Source organism: Desulfobulbus alkaliphilus, from assembly GCF_016918545.1.
Classification (GTDB): Bacteria; Desulfobacterota; Desulfobulbia; order Desulfobulbales; family Desulfobulbaceae; genus Desulfobulbus; species Desulfobulbus alkaliphilus.
On the sequence record NZ_JAFFQC010000011.1, the window covers coordinates 1 to 15,543 of the forward strand.

A 15,543-nucleotide genomic window follows, 5' to 3' on the forward strand; every position below is an offset into this window, starting at 1 on the left:
CGCACCCTCACGATAACTGAGCCCCTGTTCCTTGATCTTCTCTGCCAACTCCGCTACCTGATCCCAATCGATTGGTTGTCTCATGCCTCGATCCTCCATGTTGAATGGGGGAGGCTGTGGGGGGATTTAATGGCGTTTTTGTCCGAAATAGCTTACCCTCTGCAGCTAATAGCCGGAAAAGCATCGGCGGTCAGGCGGAGATATTGCTCGGATGCTGTGACAGATACGTGCCCCATATAGGTGGATAAAATCGGTAAGGTGCAGTACACGTCTATCCCACGGTCAACAGCCCGTTTTAAAGTATGAACTGCATAGGTGTGCCTTAAATCGTGCAGACGCGGTCCAGTTCCCCTGCCTCTGTGCGAGATGCCGCTTACCCATAAAATTTCGCGGAATCTTCGATATACATTGTCACGAGTTACCGGTTGTCCGTTCGATTTCATAAAAAAATAATCATCCGGAGAAGAATATTGATGGAGCACTCGGAAGTACTGACGGCATATTTCAGTCATAGACTCGGTAATGGGGACCAGTCGATCTTTGCCAAATTTGCTGTTCTTGACTTCCAGAATCCCATCCCGGAGGTTCACATGTTTATTTTGTAAACTGATCGCTTCGGAGATCCGTAATCCACAACTGTATAGAATGCGCAGGATAACAGGAACAACGAATGAGATTGTCGAATTTCGACGGGGGCAAAGCCGGTCGCTGTTAATGAATATCCGCTCAATTTCCGCATGAGTAAAAATATAAGGAATGTAGGTGTAATGACGAGTATTAGCACCCGGCGGAATGATGTACGCATCCAGCCCCATGCTATTCAAGTAGACAGCAAACTGCCGGACCGGATAGGCTCTGCGGTGACTATGCCGCACCCCTTCATGGACGCGTTGAGTACACCAAGCCTGTACAATCTCCTTCGTCAAAATGGGCTTGCTCAATGAAAATGTCGTGGTGAACACGGAGAATCGGTACAACTCACCGGCTTCCGTTTCATATTTAAAGCCGAGTGATTGTTTGAATTTGACGAAGTTTGTCAGCAACTCTGCAAAAATTCCGACAAATGTTTTCATATCCATCCTCCTGCCATAAACACCACTTTGACAGGCGGTACATCAAGGGCAAAGTCCCGCAAATGGAGGATGTCGATTTTGAGATAAGCCGATGTGGTTTGGCTGTCTGTATGTCCAAGTATCTCAGAGATGACGGGCATGGGAGTGTTGTTGTTGAGCAGTGCGCTGGCCAAACTATGGCGAAGGGCATGCGGCCCATGTTTTTTCCCTTCTGGTATCGGTATCTCAGCTTTATTGATATAGAACGTCACAATACTGTGCAGAGTGGGTGGCTTCATCGGGCCAATTGGAGCAGACAAGCGAAGGAATATCTCCCGGTCCCGTACGGTCGGGCGACTGTATTTGATGTAGTCGATAACGGCTTCACCTACATCGTTCAAAAGCGGTAATACAATATTTTCATTCGTTTTTTTCTGAATCAATTCTATGGTGTTGGACTCCCACTTGAAATTGGCGAATGTCAATCGGCAAATGTCCGATGCGCGCAGACCCAATCGGACAGCGATAAGCACCATGGCATAATCCCTCTTCCCTTTCGGGCTACCTCGGTCGATACAAGAAAGGAGCCGCTGGATTTCCTCTTGTGAATAAGCAGAGGGAATTTTTGATTTTTTTGAACATTTGATGATGGGAACTGCGGTGGCAAGATTCTCGAAAATAATTTGTTGTTCATAGAGATGACGAAATAACACACGTAACACGCTGGTAGTGCAATAAACGGTAGCGGTACGGTAAGCAGCGGCACACGCTTGAACAAACCCATGAATATGTGAAACGTCGATCTCCAGCACAGAATGGACTTGGTGATCTACCAAATATTGAGCGAACCGCTCCAAATAGATCGTGTAGGAATCCATTGTGTTGCTTGAAATCCCTTCACGCGCACGGGCATTCATGAACGTATGAAAAACCTCATGAAATGGCTGGGCGATATCCCTTTGCCCCTGCCTTTTTCTGATCATGATTCGTTCATGTGCCTGAAAATCGGCAAGCAGTTGAATGGCCCGCAAGCGATCGGTGTTTGAATATGACTTCGGATCTGCTGAATAATGGTACCGCTCTTCTAGAAAAGTCATGCCCACTTCTGTGGAAAAATTGTCGATACCTTTTTGGTATAAGTACTTCTCCAGGTTGCTCCAGACCCTGTCAATTATCTTTAATGTCAGCTGCGTGTAACCAGTTCGGAGCAGTTCCTCCTTTGTCTTTGTGATAAGTTCAGTTGCCGTCAATGGATTTGCATTCATCTTTAGCCTCCAATCTATTATTCTCGGTTGATTTCCTAAGAATAGATCGGAGTATTATGCAAAGTTGTACAGAGATAACAGCCTGAATTTGAGTCTTTCGTTACGTTAACTTCACATAACGGCTATATTTGCATAACCGATGCATGGTGGATCGCCAACGGCGGTATGCTGAATACAATTTGCTGGAATACGGTAATTCCGGCAACACATTTTTTTTAAGCGCTTGGAGAAATCGATTGTTTGCGGAAATGGCTTTTGCTATCTTGTAGATGTTTTTTATCCGAATACGAGCTGTTTTTTCTCTAAGTAGCCATGCTGACGAATGTAACCTCAGGTATATATTCACTATTCCGAGGGTTAACCTTGACAGTGCACTAAAAATCAGGGAAAAATAGTTGGTTTTGGATGGGCACTCGTTAACCACAGGACTTTGTAGTGTTGCTTATGCGGTTCTTTCATTTTTTATATTGCCGTTTGTGGGTTATTTTTTTGCTAAGTGGCCTGTTGCTCTCCGGATGTTTGACCGACGGTAGAATGGTCGATCCATATCAGGCCCGGGAGCAGCGGGAAGCTGTTCAACAGCAAGATCCAGCCCAGCAGGTCGTTCCCGCGCCAACTCGCAGGGATTTGTTGATGCCGGCTCTCACGTCCATTAACAACCGGATCTATGTCAATGAACAGAAGCTTGCCCAGTGGCGGGAGGTGACTGAGACTCTTTCCATGATCCCTCCCGCGCAACGGAACAGGATCAGTGCATGCATGGCGGAACTCGTCGATATTTTGGACGGCTATAATGCACTGCATTCCCGGCTTCTGCAACAGACCAGCCTTGAGTCCGCCCAACTGCTTGCCGGCGAATCACTCCTGCAGCTTAATCAGCAGGATATGGACTACATGGAGAGCGGCTGTGACATGTTGTTGGCTGAACTCATGTCACCCATGGCGACCCCGGCCAAGGAAACCGTGGCCGCGATCGATCCGGAACTCATTGAAGCTTTTGACCAGGGCGAATACGACCGGGTGATCACCTTGTACAGTCAAACTGCAAGAGAGCCTGAAGAGAGTATTTCGCCACAGGCCACGTATCTGTACGGCCAGGCTTTGCTTAAAAATCATCAGCAGGCCGAGGCGCACACCGTTTTCACCGAATTGCGCACCCGGGTCAATTCGCCGGAGCAGGGAGAGATTTTTTATGATCTGTTCCGGGTTCTCGGTGACTTGAATTTCGCCATGGGCTTCTACGATGAAGCCCGTACAAACTATGCGGAACTGGTCCAAACAGCCGCCGATCACCAGCGAATAGAACAGTGGGGCGAACAGCAGTATGCCGCTTTGCAACCAGGTGTCCTGCAGCCTGATGAGAGGAGGGCGTACAGTGTCCTCCTGAGAAATTACCTGGCCTACACCCCCAGGCGAGACGGTTATGCGGTGGCTGAGCAGGCTGAGCAGTTCCTGCAGACGTATCCGGCATCGCGTCTGGTCCCCAGTGTCAACGCGATCCACCGCGATATTCGTGCACAAGTGGATGACTGGTTGAACAGAGGTATCAGGCGGATAGAAGACCAGGCCAGCGAGCGACTGTCCCGGCAAACATCGGCAGACCCGGGAGCAGCGGTTGGTGAGGTGAGACCGGATAGAGAGATACCTGGAGTTGATCCGTTTGAGTCCACTGCTGTTCCCACTGCGGATCTGGAGGCTCTGCAAACTGTTTTTGATCAGGGAATGTCACAGCTTCGAGCCAAAGACTACGATCTTGCCATCGAATCATTTACCACTCTTGTCGGCACGCCACTGGCGGAACAGGCACGGCCCATGATTCATGAAGCCTCCAAATTGGCCGCCCAGGAAGAAAGGCAGAAAGCTGCTGATCTTTTTGTCCGCGCCACCGGAGCCAGTGACCAGGAAAGTAAAACGGCCTTGCTCCTTGCTTCCCGCCAGTTGCTCCAGGATGTTCTGATCAAATACCCCGAATCGGGATTGAATGATAAGGTGGAAAGAAATTTGAGCCGTATCGAGGACGAACTCAGAGCCATCGACCCCAGCCTGATCGAGACATCCCCCGCCCGAGGAATAGTGGCCCCGATGCACCCCTGAGTCACCCGACCGCAACCAAGACAAAATCCAGCCGTCACGGATTCAGGACTGAGCCAATCTGCTTGGGAAGCCCCAGGAAAGGGACCGGTCCGGTTCGACCGCGTCTTGCTGGGGTGTTGAGCTGAGAAGGTTCGGTTCCTTAGCTGCCATACTTTTCATGTTCAGGGGTGATCAGCCGTACCCGCACCTTTTCAACCTTGAGCCCTCTACCTGGGTTTGATCTGCCCTCCGGTGCCGGGTGACGGCTTGCATCCATTCTTTTGCCAGGTCAATATCTTCTTCATCGATCGTTACCTGCGGACCTGGTCTGGATCCGCGCGCAATAGTACTCCACATGGCAGATGCCGCGGCCGATTATCGTCTGTTCTCTTGGCCGTGCTGAACGCTTACGGATACAGGCACATTGCTCAGCAGCGCAGGCTGAAGAATATTAATATCACGAGCCGGAGGTCCGTAGCTGTGCGTTTTGCCGCCCCGCTCATGGCCAGCATCGGTTATAAAGGCCTCAATCCGTGAGCGTTCGTCCGTGCGTCAGCTTCGTTGTTCGTGACCGTTCGATTAAAGTACACTTTATCGGACGGTTGCGGGCAATGAAGATGGCGTGCGGACGGATGCCCCGAAGGGCGGCTGGTGAAAGTTATTGCCAAGGGTTTAGTTGCAATTATAACATGATTAAAGCAAGATATATCCAAAACAAACGCCCAGCCGTCACGGATTCAGGAAAGGGAGACCAGGAGTGCCTCGTTGTCCAGGACCCGGAACAGAAAAGAAGAGTTCGCTACCGTTGACAAAGAGGCGTGGTTCGCTTACTTCTGTGACAGTCTATGGTCAAGATCAAACGTTTGCATTGACCTGGATCCGTGAGCGTTCGCCTCGAAGGGCGGCTGGTGAAGGTGCTTATCAAGGATACCGTTGCAATTACAATCTGATGACAGCAAGATATATCCACAGCAAGCGCCCAGCCATCACGGATGCAGGGTTCACTTGTCAAAATCCTGGGGGGGTGTGATTCAATGTCTGAAATATATTCGAATATGATTGATCTGCAGGGATGTTCAATCCACTGCCTTGCAAGTGGTGCTGATAAAGGATCTCCAGTGGTTCTGCTGCACGGCAAGATGTTTCAGGCCGAAACCTGGCGGGAATTGGGCACCCTCGATGTCCTTGCCGGCCTGGGGTTGCGTGTTCTGGCTGTAGATATGCCGGGTTTTGGCAAGAGTCCGGCCTGCGAGGTGCCGTCGATCGAGATCCTTGATCGGCTCTGCCAAGAGTTCGACCTTCCCCCGGCGGTCTTTATCGGTCCTTCCATGGGAGGCCGCATTGCTCTCGAGTTTGCCATTCGTTTCCCGCAACAGATTGCCGGTCTGATCCTCATCGGTGCAGTGGGAGTCGAGGAGAATCGGAGCGGATTGCCTCGGATCGCCGCCCCGACTCTTGTTGTCTGGGGCGCTGATGATCAGGTTTCGCCATTGGCCAACAGCGATCTTCTCCTTGCCGGCATCAGCAATGCGTCTCGGGAGATCTACCCGCAAGCACCACATCCTTGTTACCTTGTCCAGCCGGAACGCTGGCATGCGAGCCTGCGCTCTTTTTTCACCAGCCTCAATACGTGAGCAACACACCTGCATATTCATGGGAAAAACACTGATCATTGCCGAAAAACCCAGTGTAGCTGCGGATATCGTCAAGGCACTGCCTGGAAAGTTCTCTAGAAGTAAAAGCCATTTTGAAAGTGACGATCACATCGTCTCCTTTGCCATCGGTCATCTGGTCTCCATCGCCTACCCCGAGGAGATCAATCCCGAATTGCAGAAATGGACCCTGGACAATCTGCCCATTCTGCCAGAGGAGTTTCCCTTGGCAGTCCTGCCCGACACCAAGACCCAATTCAATGCGATCAGCAAGCTCATTCGCCGTAAGGACGTGGATGTCATTGTCAATGGATGTGACGCCGGCCGTGAAGGTGAACTGATTTTCAAATATATCCTCAAACTTGCCGCCAATCACGCGGTGGAGGGTAAACAGATCCGGCGCCTGTGGTTGAGGTCCATGACCCTGGATGCTATTCGGGAAGGGTTGCGCCATCTACGGGACAACAGTGAGATGCTGCCCCTTGAGGATACAGCCCTGTGTCGTTCAGAGGCAGATTGGTTGATCGGCATCAATGCCACCCGGGCTCTGACCTGTTATAATTCACGGTTCGGAGGATTTCGCAAAACCCCCTGTGGCAGGGTGCAGACTCCGACCCTGTCGCTCTTGGTTAAACGAGAGACGGAGCGACGAGGGTTTGTCCCGGTTACTTATTGGGAATTACACGCCCGCTTCGATTGCGGGCCGGTCAGCTATGAAGGTATCTGGATCGACCCTGACTTTGTCAAGGAGGATGAACAGACCCACGGCCGCCGTAACCGTATCTGGGAGGCGGAGCGAGCCCGGAATATAGCTGAAATGTGCCTGGGCAGGCCCGCCGAAGTTGAGGAGAGCAGTAAAAAGTCGACCAAGGGAGCGCCACCCCTGTATGATCTGACCCTGCTGCAACGGGAGGCCAACAGTCGATTCGGTTTTTCAGCGAAAAACACCCTTGCTCTAGCCCAGGGATTGTACGAGCGGCATAAGCTGATCACGTATCCGCGAACCGACAGCCGCTGCCTGCCGGAAGACTACCTGCCCACCGTAAAAGAGGTGCTGAGCCGGCAGCGGGATTGGCAGTTCGGCCGTTTCGCCGCTGAGGTCCTTACGAAGAAGTACCTGAAAAAAGACAAACGGATTTTTAATAATAAAAAGGTATCAGACCATTTTGCCATCATTCCCACCAGTGTTCTTCCCACAACACTGTCCGAGCCGGAGCTGAAAGTCTACCAGATGATTGTCCAGCGCTTTCTCGCTGTCTTTTTTCCGCCGGCTGTTTATCAGAACACCCGCCGCCTCTCCGTGGTTGCCGGCGAGACCTTTCTCACTGAAGGAAAAATTCTCGTAGAGCCGGGATGGAAGGCAGTGTACGGCTCATTGAGCGAAGAAGACGGCGACAAAGAACTGCAGGCTCTGCCCCCGGATACAATGGTCATCTGTGCGGAAATCGACCAGCAGGAACACCAGACCAAGCCGCCGCCGCGCTTCACCGAGGCGACCCTGCTTTCCGCTATGGAGAATTCCGGCAAACTGGTGGAGGACGAAGAATTGGCCGAGGCCATGAAAGAGCGGGGACTGGGAACACCTGCGACCAGGGCCTCGATCATCGAAAAGCTGCTCAATGAGAAGTATGTTGTCCGTGAGCAACGTGACCTCGCCCCCACCGGCAAGGCCTTTGAACTCCTTTCGCTGCTCGAATCCCGGCATATCGATGTGCTGGCGTCTCCAGAGTTGACCGGTGAGTGGGAATACAAGCTCAACCAGATTCTCAAAGGGACGATGACCCGGCCGCAGTTTATGAAGGAAATCAGGGAAATGACCGGGGTTATCGTTGAAAAAGTCAGACAGGGGGACGAGGCGGAGCTGCGGGAAGCCGCCTTTTCCCCTGTGGCCGGGGTTCGTTTCTATGAAACCGCTTCAGCCTATGAGTCGGCGGATAAAAAACTGATTATCCGTAAAATCCTTGGGGGTCGGGTGATGGAGGAGGAGGAAATCGTTGCCCTGATCGAAGGCAAAACTCTTGGCCCCTTCCCTGACTTCCGTTCTAAAAAAGGCAAACCCTTCACTGCTTCGGTGCGGATTACTGACTCCAAGGTGGAATTTCTTTTTGCCGATTCCACCGCCGAACTTGACCTGGATGAAATCCGCAGGCAGGAACCTTTGGGTTTGTCACCCATCGATCAAACCAGGGTTTTTGAAACACCGATCGGGTACCTTTCTGAATCGGCCCTGGAAGGGGACCGGGACAAGGGCTTGCGGATATCCAAAATAATTCTTGGCCGCAGACTCGACCCGGATCATATCAGTCAGTTGCTTTCCCACGGCCGTACCGAGTTGATCACCGGATTCATTTCCAGAAAAAGAAAACCTTTTGACGCCTATCTTCTTCTCGATGCCAGGGGGAAATTGACCTTTGAATTTCCCCCCCGGAGTAAAAAGGGGGCCAGCAGGATTGCCGGTAACGGCTGACAAGTGCCAGGCGGAACTTTGTCCCGGTCCAGCTCACACTTGCATGTTCCGGTACCTGAAATCGTCTGCCGCGACCATCCTGCCCGAAGTCGGTGCAAACGCACCTCGACGGCAGAGCAGGGTAATCACAGCGCAGTACGAGATCAGAGAGTCCTGAATCCGTGACGGCTGGGCGCTTTTTTGGATATATCTTGTTGTCATCAGGTTATAATTGTAGTGGAGTTTTTGATACTAACCTTTACCATCCGCCCTTGGGGGGCGTCCGTCCTCACGCTGTCTTCATTGCCCGTACCCGTCCGATAGAGTCTCCTTTCATCGAACGACCACAGGCAATAAAGCTGACGCACGGGCAAACGCTTACGGATCCAGGAGAGTATGAGACTGTTAAAGAAACAATACGCGCAAAAAGAGGGCAGGGAACTGGCAGTCGCCTGTGCCCACATCGCCCGAGAAACTAAAGCCGAGGATTTGGTCATCCTTGATGTCCGCGGGTTGGCATCCTTTACCGATTATTTCGTTATCATGAGCGGGCGATCGACCCGTCATGTCCAAGGGCTTGCCGAGGCCATTGAAGGTGAGTTGCGCGCCAAGCGGATCAGCAGCAAGCACAGTGAGGGGTTGCAGGAAGGTGTATGGGTGCTGCTTGATTTCGGCGATGTGGTGACCCATATTTTCTACCATGAGAGCCGATCGTTTTATGACCTGGAAGGCTTGTGGCATGATGCCCCCAGGATTGATCCTGATGACCTTCCGGCCGATCCCCGGTCGGATTGATGCCAAGGAGTTGCATAATGCCTGTTCCCGTACCGATTATCCTGACCATTCTTGATGGCTGGGGCGTGGGTGAACCCACTGCCACCAACGCTGTCTTTGTTGCCGCTACCCCGAACATGGATCGGCTGAGTGCGACCTTTCCCGCCACGACCCTCATCGCCCATAACGGTCAGGTCGGTCTGCCCGAGGGGCAGATGGGTAATTCCGAGGTTGGCCATCTCAACATGGGTGCCGGCCGGATTGTATACCAGGATTTTACCCGTATCAACCGTGCCGTCGACCTGGGTGAGTTCGCCGCCAACCCGGTCTTTAACGCGGTCATGGGCAAGGTTCAGGCAGCCGGATCCAGCCTGCATCTCTGCGGTCTCCTGTCCGACGGCGGTGTGCACAGCCACATTCACCACCTCATCGCCCTGCTCGAATTGGCTGCAGCCAGGGGGCTTGACAAGGTGTTTGTTCACTGTTTCATGGATGGTCGTGATACGCCGCCCACCAGCGGACTTTCCTCCATGGAAGAATTGATAGCAGCCATGAACCGCATTGGCTGCGGTCGGGTCGCAACCATTGCCGGTCGCTACTGGGCTATGGATCGTGACAAACGCTGGGACCGGGTGCAAAAAGCCTGGAATGCCATGGTTCATGGCCTGGGACTCGTTGGAACCGATGCGGTCCTGGCCATGCAGGAGGCCTACGGACGTGGTGAGACCGATGAGTTTATCGCTCCCACTGTGCTGGCTGATGATCATGGCGCACCGGTGGGCCGGATTGGAGACAACGATGCCGTGCTTTTTTTTAATTTCCGGGCCGATCGGGTGCGAGAACTCTGTCACGCCTTCAGCGATGCCGACTTCAAGGGGTTTGACCCCGGGAGTAGGCCTCGGGTGCTCGAATTGGTAACCATGACGGAATACGAGGCAGATTTCACCTTTCCCGTCGCCTTCCCGCCGGTTGTTCTCACCCGCATCCTGGGGGAAGAGATCAGCCGCCAGGGACGACGCCAACTGCGCATTGCAGAGACCGAAAAGTATGCCCATGTCACCTATTTTTTCAACGGTGGTAACGAGATTCCTTTTTCGAGGGAAGATCGGATTCTGATCGATTCACCCCGGGATGTGGCCACCTACGATCTCAAGCCGCAAATGAGCGCCGTGGAGGTGACAGATACCCTGCTGACAACCCTTGCTGACCGGGAGGCGGCCGGCACCCCCTATGATCTGGTTGTCCTCAACTTTGCCAACGGTGACATGGTCGGCCACACCGGGGTCATGGCAGCGGCGGTGAGGGCCTGCGAAACCGTGGACCGTTGTGTTGGCCGGATCGAGGAATTCGTCCGTAAAAGGGGTGGCATCATGCTGATCACTGCTGATCACGGCAATGCCGAGATGATGATCAACCCCGAGACCGGCGGACCTTATACCGCCCACACCCTCAATCCGGTCCCGTGTATTCTGGTAGCCGAACAATACCGAACAAGGGCACTTCGCAGCGATGGAGCCCTCAAGGACATCGCCCCAACCCTGCTGGCCCTTATGGGAATAGCTGTTCCAGCAGAGATGGAAGGCGAAAGTCTGTTGATATAGTCCTGGATCCGTGCGTGTTGATCCGCACGCCCCGAAGGGCGACGGATGGAGGTGATTGCCATGGATTTTTCCAGCAATTATAACCTGATTACAGCAAAATAAAGTCCAACCAAGAGACCAGCTGTCACGAATTCGGAAGACAGAGAGCAAGGACAAGACGAGCATGCGCTATATCAGCACCCGGGGCGGAATCGATCCACTTGGATTTCAGGATGCAGTGATGATGGGACTGGCCAGGGACGGAGGACTGCTCCTGCCCGAGCAACTGCCGCGTGTCGATGGGGCCGTTCTTGCCCGCTGGCAGGCTCTTTCTTACCAGCAGCTCGCCCACGAGATTTTCTCCCTGTTCATCGACGATATTCCTGGTCCCGACCTCGAGGACCTGATCGAATGTTCGTATGCCTCCTTTAGCCATCCCCAGGTGACCCCGGTCCGCAAGCAGGGTGATATTCATATTCTTGAACTTTTTCATGGTCCCACCCTGGCCTTCAAGGACGTGGCCCTGCAGTTGCTGGGCAACCTTTTTGCCTATGTGCTTGCCAGGACGGGTGGTTTCATGAACATCCTTGGGGCCACATCCGGAGACACCGGAAGTGCTGCCATTGCCGGAGTGCGCGGTAAGAACAACATCAATATTTTCATCCTGCATCCGCAAGGTCGTACCAGCCCCATTCAGGCCCTGCAGATGACCACGGTTCTGGATGCCAATGTCTTTAACATTGCTGTGCGCGGCACCTTTGATGATGCTCAGAGCCTCGTCAAGGCCCTTTTCAATGACCTGTCCTTCCGTGATGCCTACCGGCTCGGTGCGGTGAACTCGATTAACTGGGCCCGGGTTCTCGCCCAGGTGGTGTACTATGTTTATGCCTGTCTGCGACTACGTCGGCAGGGCAGCGCCAGTATCGACTTCTCTGTACCCACAGGCAACTTTGGTGATATTTTTGCTGGATTTGTCGCGCGCAATCTGTTGCCTCCCGGCTGTATCCATACCTTGATCCTGGCCACCAACGCCAACGATCTGCTCACGCGTTTTGTCACCCGGGGCGATTATTCGCGGGGAGAGGTTATTGCCACCAGTAGCCCTTCCATGGATATCCAGATCGCGTCCAATTTTGAACGGTACCTGTATTATCTCCGCGATCAAGACGGGGCTCGGGTGCGGCAGGATATTGAGGGTTTTGCAGCCACCGGGCGGCTCGATCTTTCTGCCTGTACCGAGCGGGTGGCAGCGGATTTTCGCTCCCGTTCTGTTTCCGAAGAGGAAACCATCGCCACTATCAGTGACTTTTATCACCAACACAATTACCTGCTCGACCCCCATACCGCGGTTGGTGTCAGGGCTGCTCAGGATTTCCGTGATCCAGGCCGGCCGGTGGTCTGTCTGGCCACGGCCCATCCGGCCAAATTTGGTGAGGCAGTAGCCCGGGCTATCGGCAGCGAGCCGCCCCTGCCACCGACTCTGGCCGACCTGGCCAATAAAGAGAGCCGCTGTATGGTGGTTGATGCTGATATCGCCGCGATCAGGGAATGTATAATCAAAAACGCCCTGCGTTGAGGTGTGGCCAGGCTGAGTCGACCGCGAAGGTTGCGGTTGATGGGCGTCGGTGCAAGGGAGTCGGCGGATCACAGTCAGCCGTTTGCCGTCAGGAGGCACATGATGAAGGAGAGATCTCTGTACCAACAACAGGTGGAAGAGGCCGTCGCTTTTCTTCAGGAACGTATAACCGAGCCACCGGAAGTGCTCATTCAACTGGGCACCGGGCTGGGGGAACTGGCCAGGGCCATGGAGCACCCCATCACCATTGCCTACGGGGCCATTCCCCATTTTCCTCGTTCCACCGTCACCAGTCATGCCGGTAACCTGGTGGTTGGCCGACTGGCAGGGAAGCGAACGGCTGTTCTCCAGGGACGTTTCCATTATTACGAGGGATACTCGGCTCGGGAAGTGGCTTTTCCCATCCGGGTACTGTCGCTTCTGGGAGTACGAACGGCTGTTATCACCAATGCCAGCGGCGGGCTCAACCCGGCCTTTCGTCCCGGTACCCTCATGGTTTTTGCCGATCATGTCAATCTGCTCGGCGACAACCCTCTGCGCGGTCCTAATGTTGAGGCCTGGGGGGAGCGCTTTCCCGATCTGTCCACCCCCTATGATCCGCACCTGCGCCGACTGGCCCAGCACAGTGCTGAACGGCTGGGGTTGTCCGAGGTGGCCAGCGGCACCTATGTCTGTATTCCCGGACCAAGCCTGGAGACGCCGGCGGAAACACGTTTCCTGCGGCTGATCGGCGCTGATGCCGTGGGTATGTCTTCGGTTCCGGAGATTCTGGTTGCTCTCCATGGCGGCGTGCGGGTCCTGGGCCTCTCGGTGGTGGCCAATGTCAATGATCCGGACAATTTTCAACCGATTCTGCTCGATGATATCATAGTCGCCGCCCGCAGGGCTGAGCCGCGCCTGCAGCGGTTGATTCTCGAAATTCTCGCGGAGCTGCACCATGAATAAACAGCAGGTTGATCTCATTCTCACCGGGCGTACCCTGGTGACCATGGACACCAGGCAGCCCCTGATTGCGGCGGGCGGCATCGCCACGATCGGTGACACCATTGTTGCTGTGGGGACGGCTGAAGATCTGCTGGCGCGCTATCAGGCGGCCATGGTGCTCAACGAACCGCACGGGCTGATCATGCCGGGTCTGGTCAATGTTCATACCCACGCCGCCATGGCCCTTTTCCGGGGGCTGGCCGATGATCTGCCCCTGATGCAGTGGTTGCAGGAATATATCTTTCCGGTGGAGGCTATTCTCACCGGTGAGTTGGTCTACCAGGGAACCCTGCTGTCGCTTTGCGAGATGATCAGATCCGGAACCACCTCGTTCTGCGACATGTATCTGTTTGCCGATGACGTGGCCAGGGCTGCAGTTCTTTCGGGAATGCGGGCCTGGATAGGCGAAGTCCTCTATGACTTTCCTTCTCCCAATTACGGGGCCCTGGAAAATGGATTTGCCTATACACAGGACCTGCTGGCCCGATATCGGGAGCATCCCCTCATCACCATCACCCTGGATCCCCATGCCGTCTATACCTGTTCGCCGGGCCTGCTTACCCGTCTTGGGACCATGGCCAGGGACGAAGGGGCTCTCTATATCATCCACCTCTCGGAAAATGAGGAAGAGGTCCGAACCTGCCAGGAACGGTACGGCTGCTCTCCGGTGGAGCATCTCGAGTCGCTGGAGTTGCTCGGGCCGCAGGTGGTGGCCGACCATTGCACTGTCCTGACCGAAGCCGAGATCGCCCTGCTGGCCGAACGGCAGGTCAAGGTGGCCCACTGCCCGGAATCGAACCTCAAACTGGCCTCGGGTATCGCCCCCATTGTACAGATGCTGCAGGCCGGTATCACCGTGGGCATCGGCACAGACGGCAGCGCCTCCAACAACGATGTCGACATGTTCGGAGAAATGAATACCGCCGCCAAAATCCACAAGCTGTCCCACATGGATCCCACGGTCATGAATGCCGCCACCTGCCTGCACGCTGCCACCCTCGGCGGTGCCGCCGTTCTGGGTGCCGAGAAGCTGATCGGCAGCCTTGAACCAGGAAAAAAGGCGGACTGCATTGTTCTTGACCTCGATCAGCCACACCTGACTCCCATGTACCATCCTGTATCCCACCTGGTCTATGCCGCCCGGGGAGGTGATGTCCTCCATTCGCTCATCAATGGTCGTTTAGTGATGCGGGATCGGCAGATTCTGACCCTTGATGAGGCAGGGATCTTGGCCCGCATCACCGGAATTGCCGATGGTCTGGCCCGTTTTCGCAATGGCTGTTGACATGTTGGCGGTCGAGGTGCTAGAATTAAATTCTTGTAACTGCAGTTAACTAACCTGGTTCAGGGCATAGTCTGAGTCTGTGAGTTCCTGCAGCGCTGGGCGTGGCCAGAAGGATGCATGCCCGGCCTACCGGCTCGCAGGCCTTGACCCGGCATGTGAGTTGGGGGCAGCACATTTCTTTTTACTCTTACATGAGGTAGCAACATGTTCGGACTCGGCATGCCTGAACTGATCGTTATTTTGGTTATTATTGTCATCATCTTCGGTGCCGGCAAACTGCCCGAAATCGGCAGCGGTATCGGCAAGGGCATTCGAAATTTCAAGGAAGCCACCAAAAAGGAGGAAGATCCCAAAGCCCTGGACGACGACAAGGAAAACAAGAAAGAAACCTGAACAGTTGACCCTCGGCGATCGAAATAACCTTTTATAACGGTGCTGCATATGTTTGGATTCGGCGCTCCTGAACTGCTGGTCATCCTCTTCATCGCAATCCTCGTTTTCGGTGGTAAAAAGTTGCCTGAAATCGGCGCTGGTCTCGGCAAGGCCATTGGCTCCTTTAAAAAGGAGATCGGTGAGGTCGAGGAAGCGGGCCGTGATTTGAAAAAGAGCCTGCCCGGTGTGCAGGATGTGGAGGAGGTCAAGGAAACGATCAAAAAAGCGCGGGATATGTCCCGGACGCTGGGGCGTTGAATCCTCACTCGTTCTCCTTTGGGTGGCGGCATTCTCTGTGTCAAGAGAACACTATGGGCCGCGGAAGTCTGTCCAGCCTTTGCCCTTGACAATCACCCCCCATTTCCAGTACAAGTCCTTCTCCGTATTCGTACCAATTCTGTGATTCTTTCCATACGAGATTGTC

12 protein-coding genes are annotated in these 15,543 nt (G+C 54.0%); 10 read left to right on the forward strand and 2 right to left on the reverse strand.

The genetic code is table 11. The features are described 5' to 3' along the window. Positions 1-152 precede the first annotated feature (152 nt). Positions 153-1,073 carry a tyrosine-type recombinase/integrase gene (locus tag JWG43_RS07525; RefSeq protein ID WP_205242292.1) on the reverse strand — a complete coding sequence of 307 codons (921 nt, stop codon included), beginning with the start codon at positions 1,071-1,073 and terminating at the stop codon, positions 153-155. Further along, positions 1,070-2,317 carry a site-specific integrase gene (locus tag JWG43_RS07530; protein WP_205242293.1) on the reverse strand — a complete coding sequence of 416 codons (1,248 nt, stop codon included), beginning with the start codon at positions 2,315-2,317 and terminating at the stop codon, positions 1,070-1,072. The genes JWG43_RS07525 and JWG43_RS07530 overlap by 4 nt, the downstream gene beginning before the upstream one ends. Before the next feature lie 519 nt (positions 2,318-2,836). On the opposite strand from JWG43_RS07530, the gene JWG43_RS07535 reads away from it, so the two are divergent. From JWG43_RS07535 to JWG43_RS07580, 10 genes are all read left to right on the forward strand, one after another. After that, the gene (locus JWG43_RS07535) at positions 2,837-4,411 is read left to right on the forward strand and encodes a tetratricopeptide repeat protein (protein WP_205242294.1); all 1,575 of its coding nucleotides are present in this window, start codon (positions 2,837-2,839) and stop codon (positions 4,409-4,411) included. A gap of 1,013 nt (positions 4,412-5,424) precedes the next feature. After that, the gene (locus JWG43_RS07540; RefSeq protein WP_205242295.1) at positions 5,425-6,024 is read left to right on the forward strand and encodes an alpha/beta fold hydrolase; all 600 of its coding nucleotides are present in this window, start codon (positions 5,425-5,427) and stop codon (positions 6,022-6,024) included. 19 nt (positions 6,025-6,043) lie between these two features. Beyond that, positions 6,044-8,509 carry a DNA topoisomerase III gene (locus JWG43_RS07545; RefSeq protein WP_205242296.1) on the forward strand — a complete coding sequence of 822 codons (2,466 nt, stop codon included), beginning with the start codon at positions 6,044-6,046 and terminating at the stop codon, positions 8,507-8,509. 375 nt (positions 8,510-8,884) lie between these two features. Further along, complete coding sequence (gene rsfS / locus JWG43_RS07550; RefSeq protein WP_205242297.1) at positions 8,885-9,283, forward strand: ribosome silencing factor; 399 nt, start codon at positions 8,885-8,887, stop codon at positions 9,281-9,283. A gap of 17 nt (positions 9,284-9,300) precedes the next feature. Then, positions 9,301-10,863 (forward strand): 2,3-bisphosphoglycerate-independent phosphoglycerate mutase, encoded by a 1,563-nt coding sequence (gene gpmI, locus JWG43_RS07555; RefSeq protein ID WP_205242298.1) that lies wholly within the window; start codon positions 9,301-9,303, stop codon positions 10,861-10,863. 163 nt (positions 10,864-11,026) lie between these two features. Next, a complete protein-coding gene (thrC, locus tag JWG43_RS07560; protein WP_205242299.1) occupies positions 11,027-12,418 on the forward strand; it encodes a threonine synthase in 1,392 nt (463 codons plus the stop codon). Between the two features lie 102 nt (positions 12,419-12,520). Then, entirely contained in the window at positions 12,521-13,363 is an 843-nt protein-coding gene (locus tag JWG43_RS07565; protein WP_205242371.1) for a purine-nucleoside phosphorylase, read from the forward strand. Beyond that, positions 13,356-14,687, forward strand: a complete 1,332-nt coding sequence (locus JWG43_RS07570; RefSeq protein ID WP_205242300.1) for an amidohydrolase — start codon at positions 13,356-13,358, stop codon at positions 14,685-14,687. Before JWG43_RS07565 ends, JWG43_RS07570 begins: the two co-directional genes overlap by 8 nt. Before the next feature lie 204 nt (positions 14,688-14,891). Continuing rightward, a complete protein-coding gene (gene tatA, locus JWG43_RS07575; RefSeq protein WP_205242301.1) occupies positions 14,892-15,080 on the forward strand; it encodes a twin-arginine translocase TatA/TatE family subunit in 189 nt (62 codons plus the stop codon). A 48-nt stretch (positions 15,081-15,128) separates the two neighbouring features. After that, positions 15,129-15,377 (forward strand): twin-arginine translocase TatA/TatE family subunit, encoded by a 249-nt coding sequence (locus tag JWG43_RS07580; protein ID WP_205242302.1) that lies wholly within the window; start codon positions 15,129-15,131, stop codon positions 15,375-15,377. Positions 15,378-15,543: the final 166 nt, after the last annotated feature.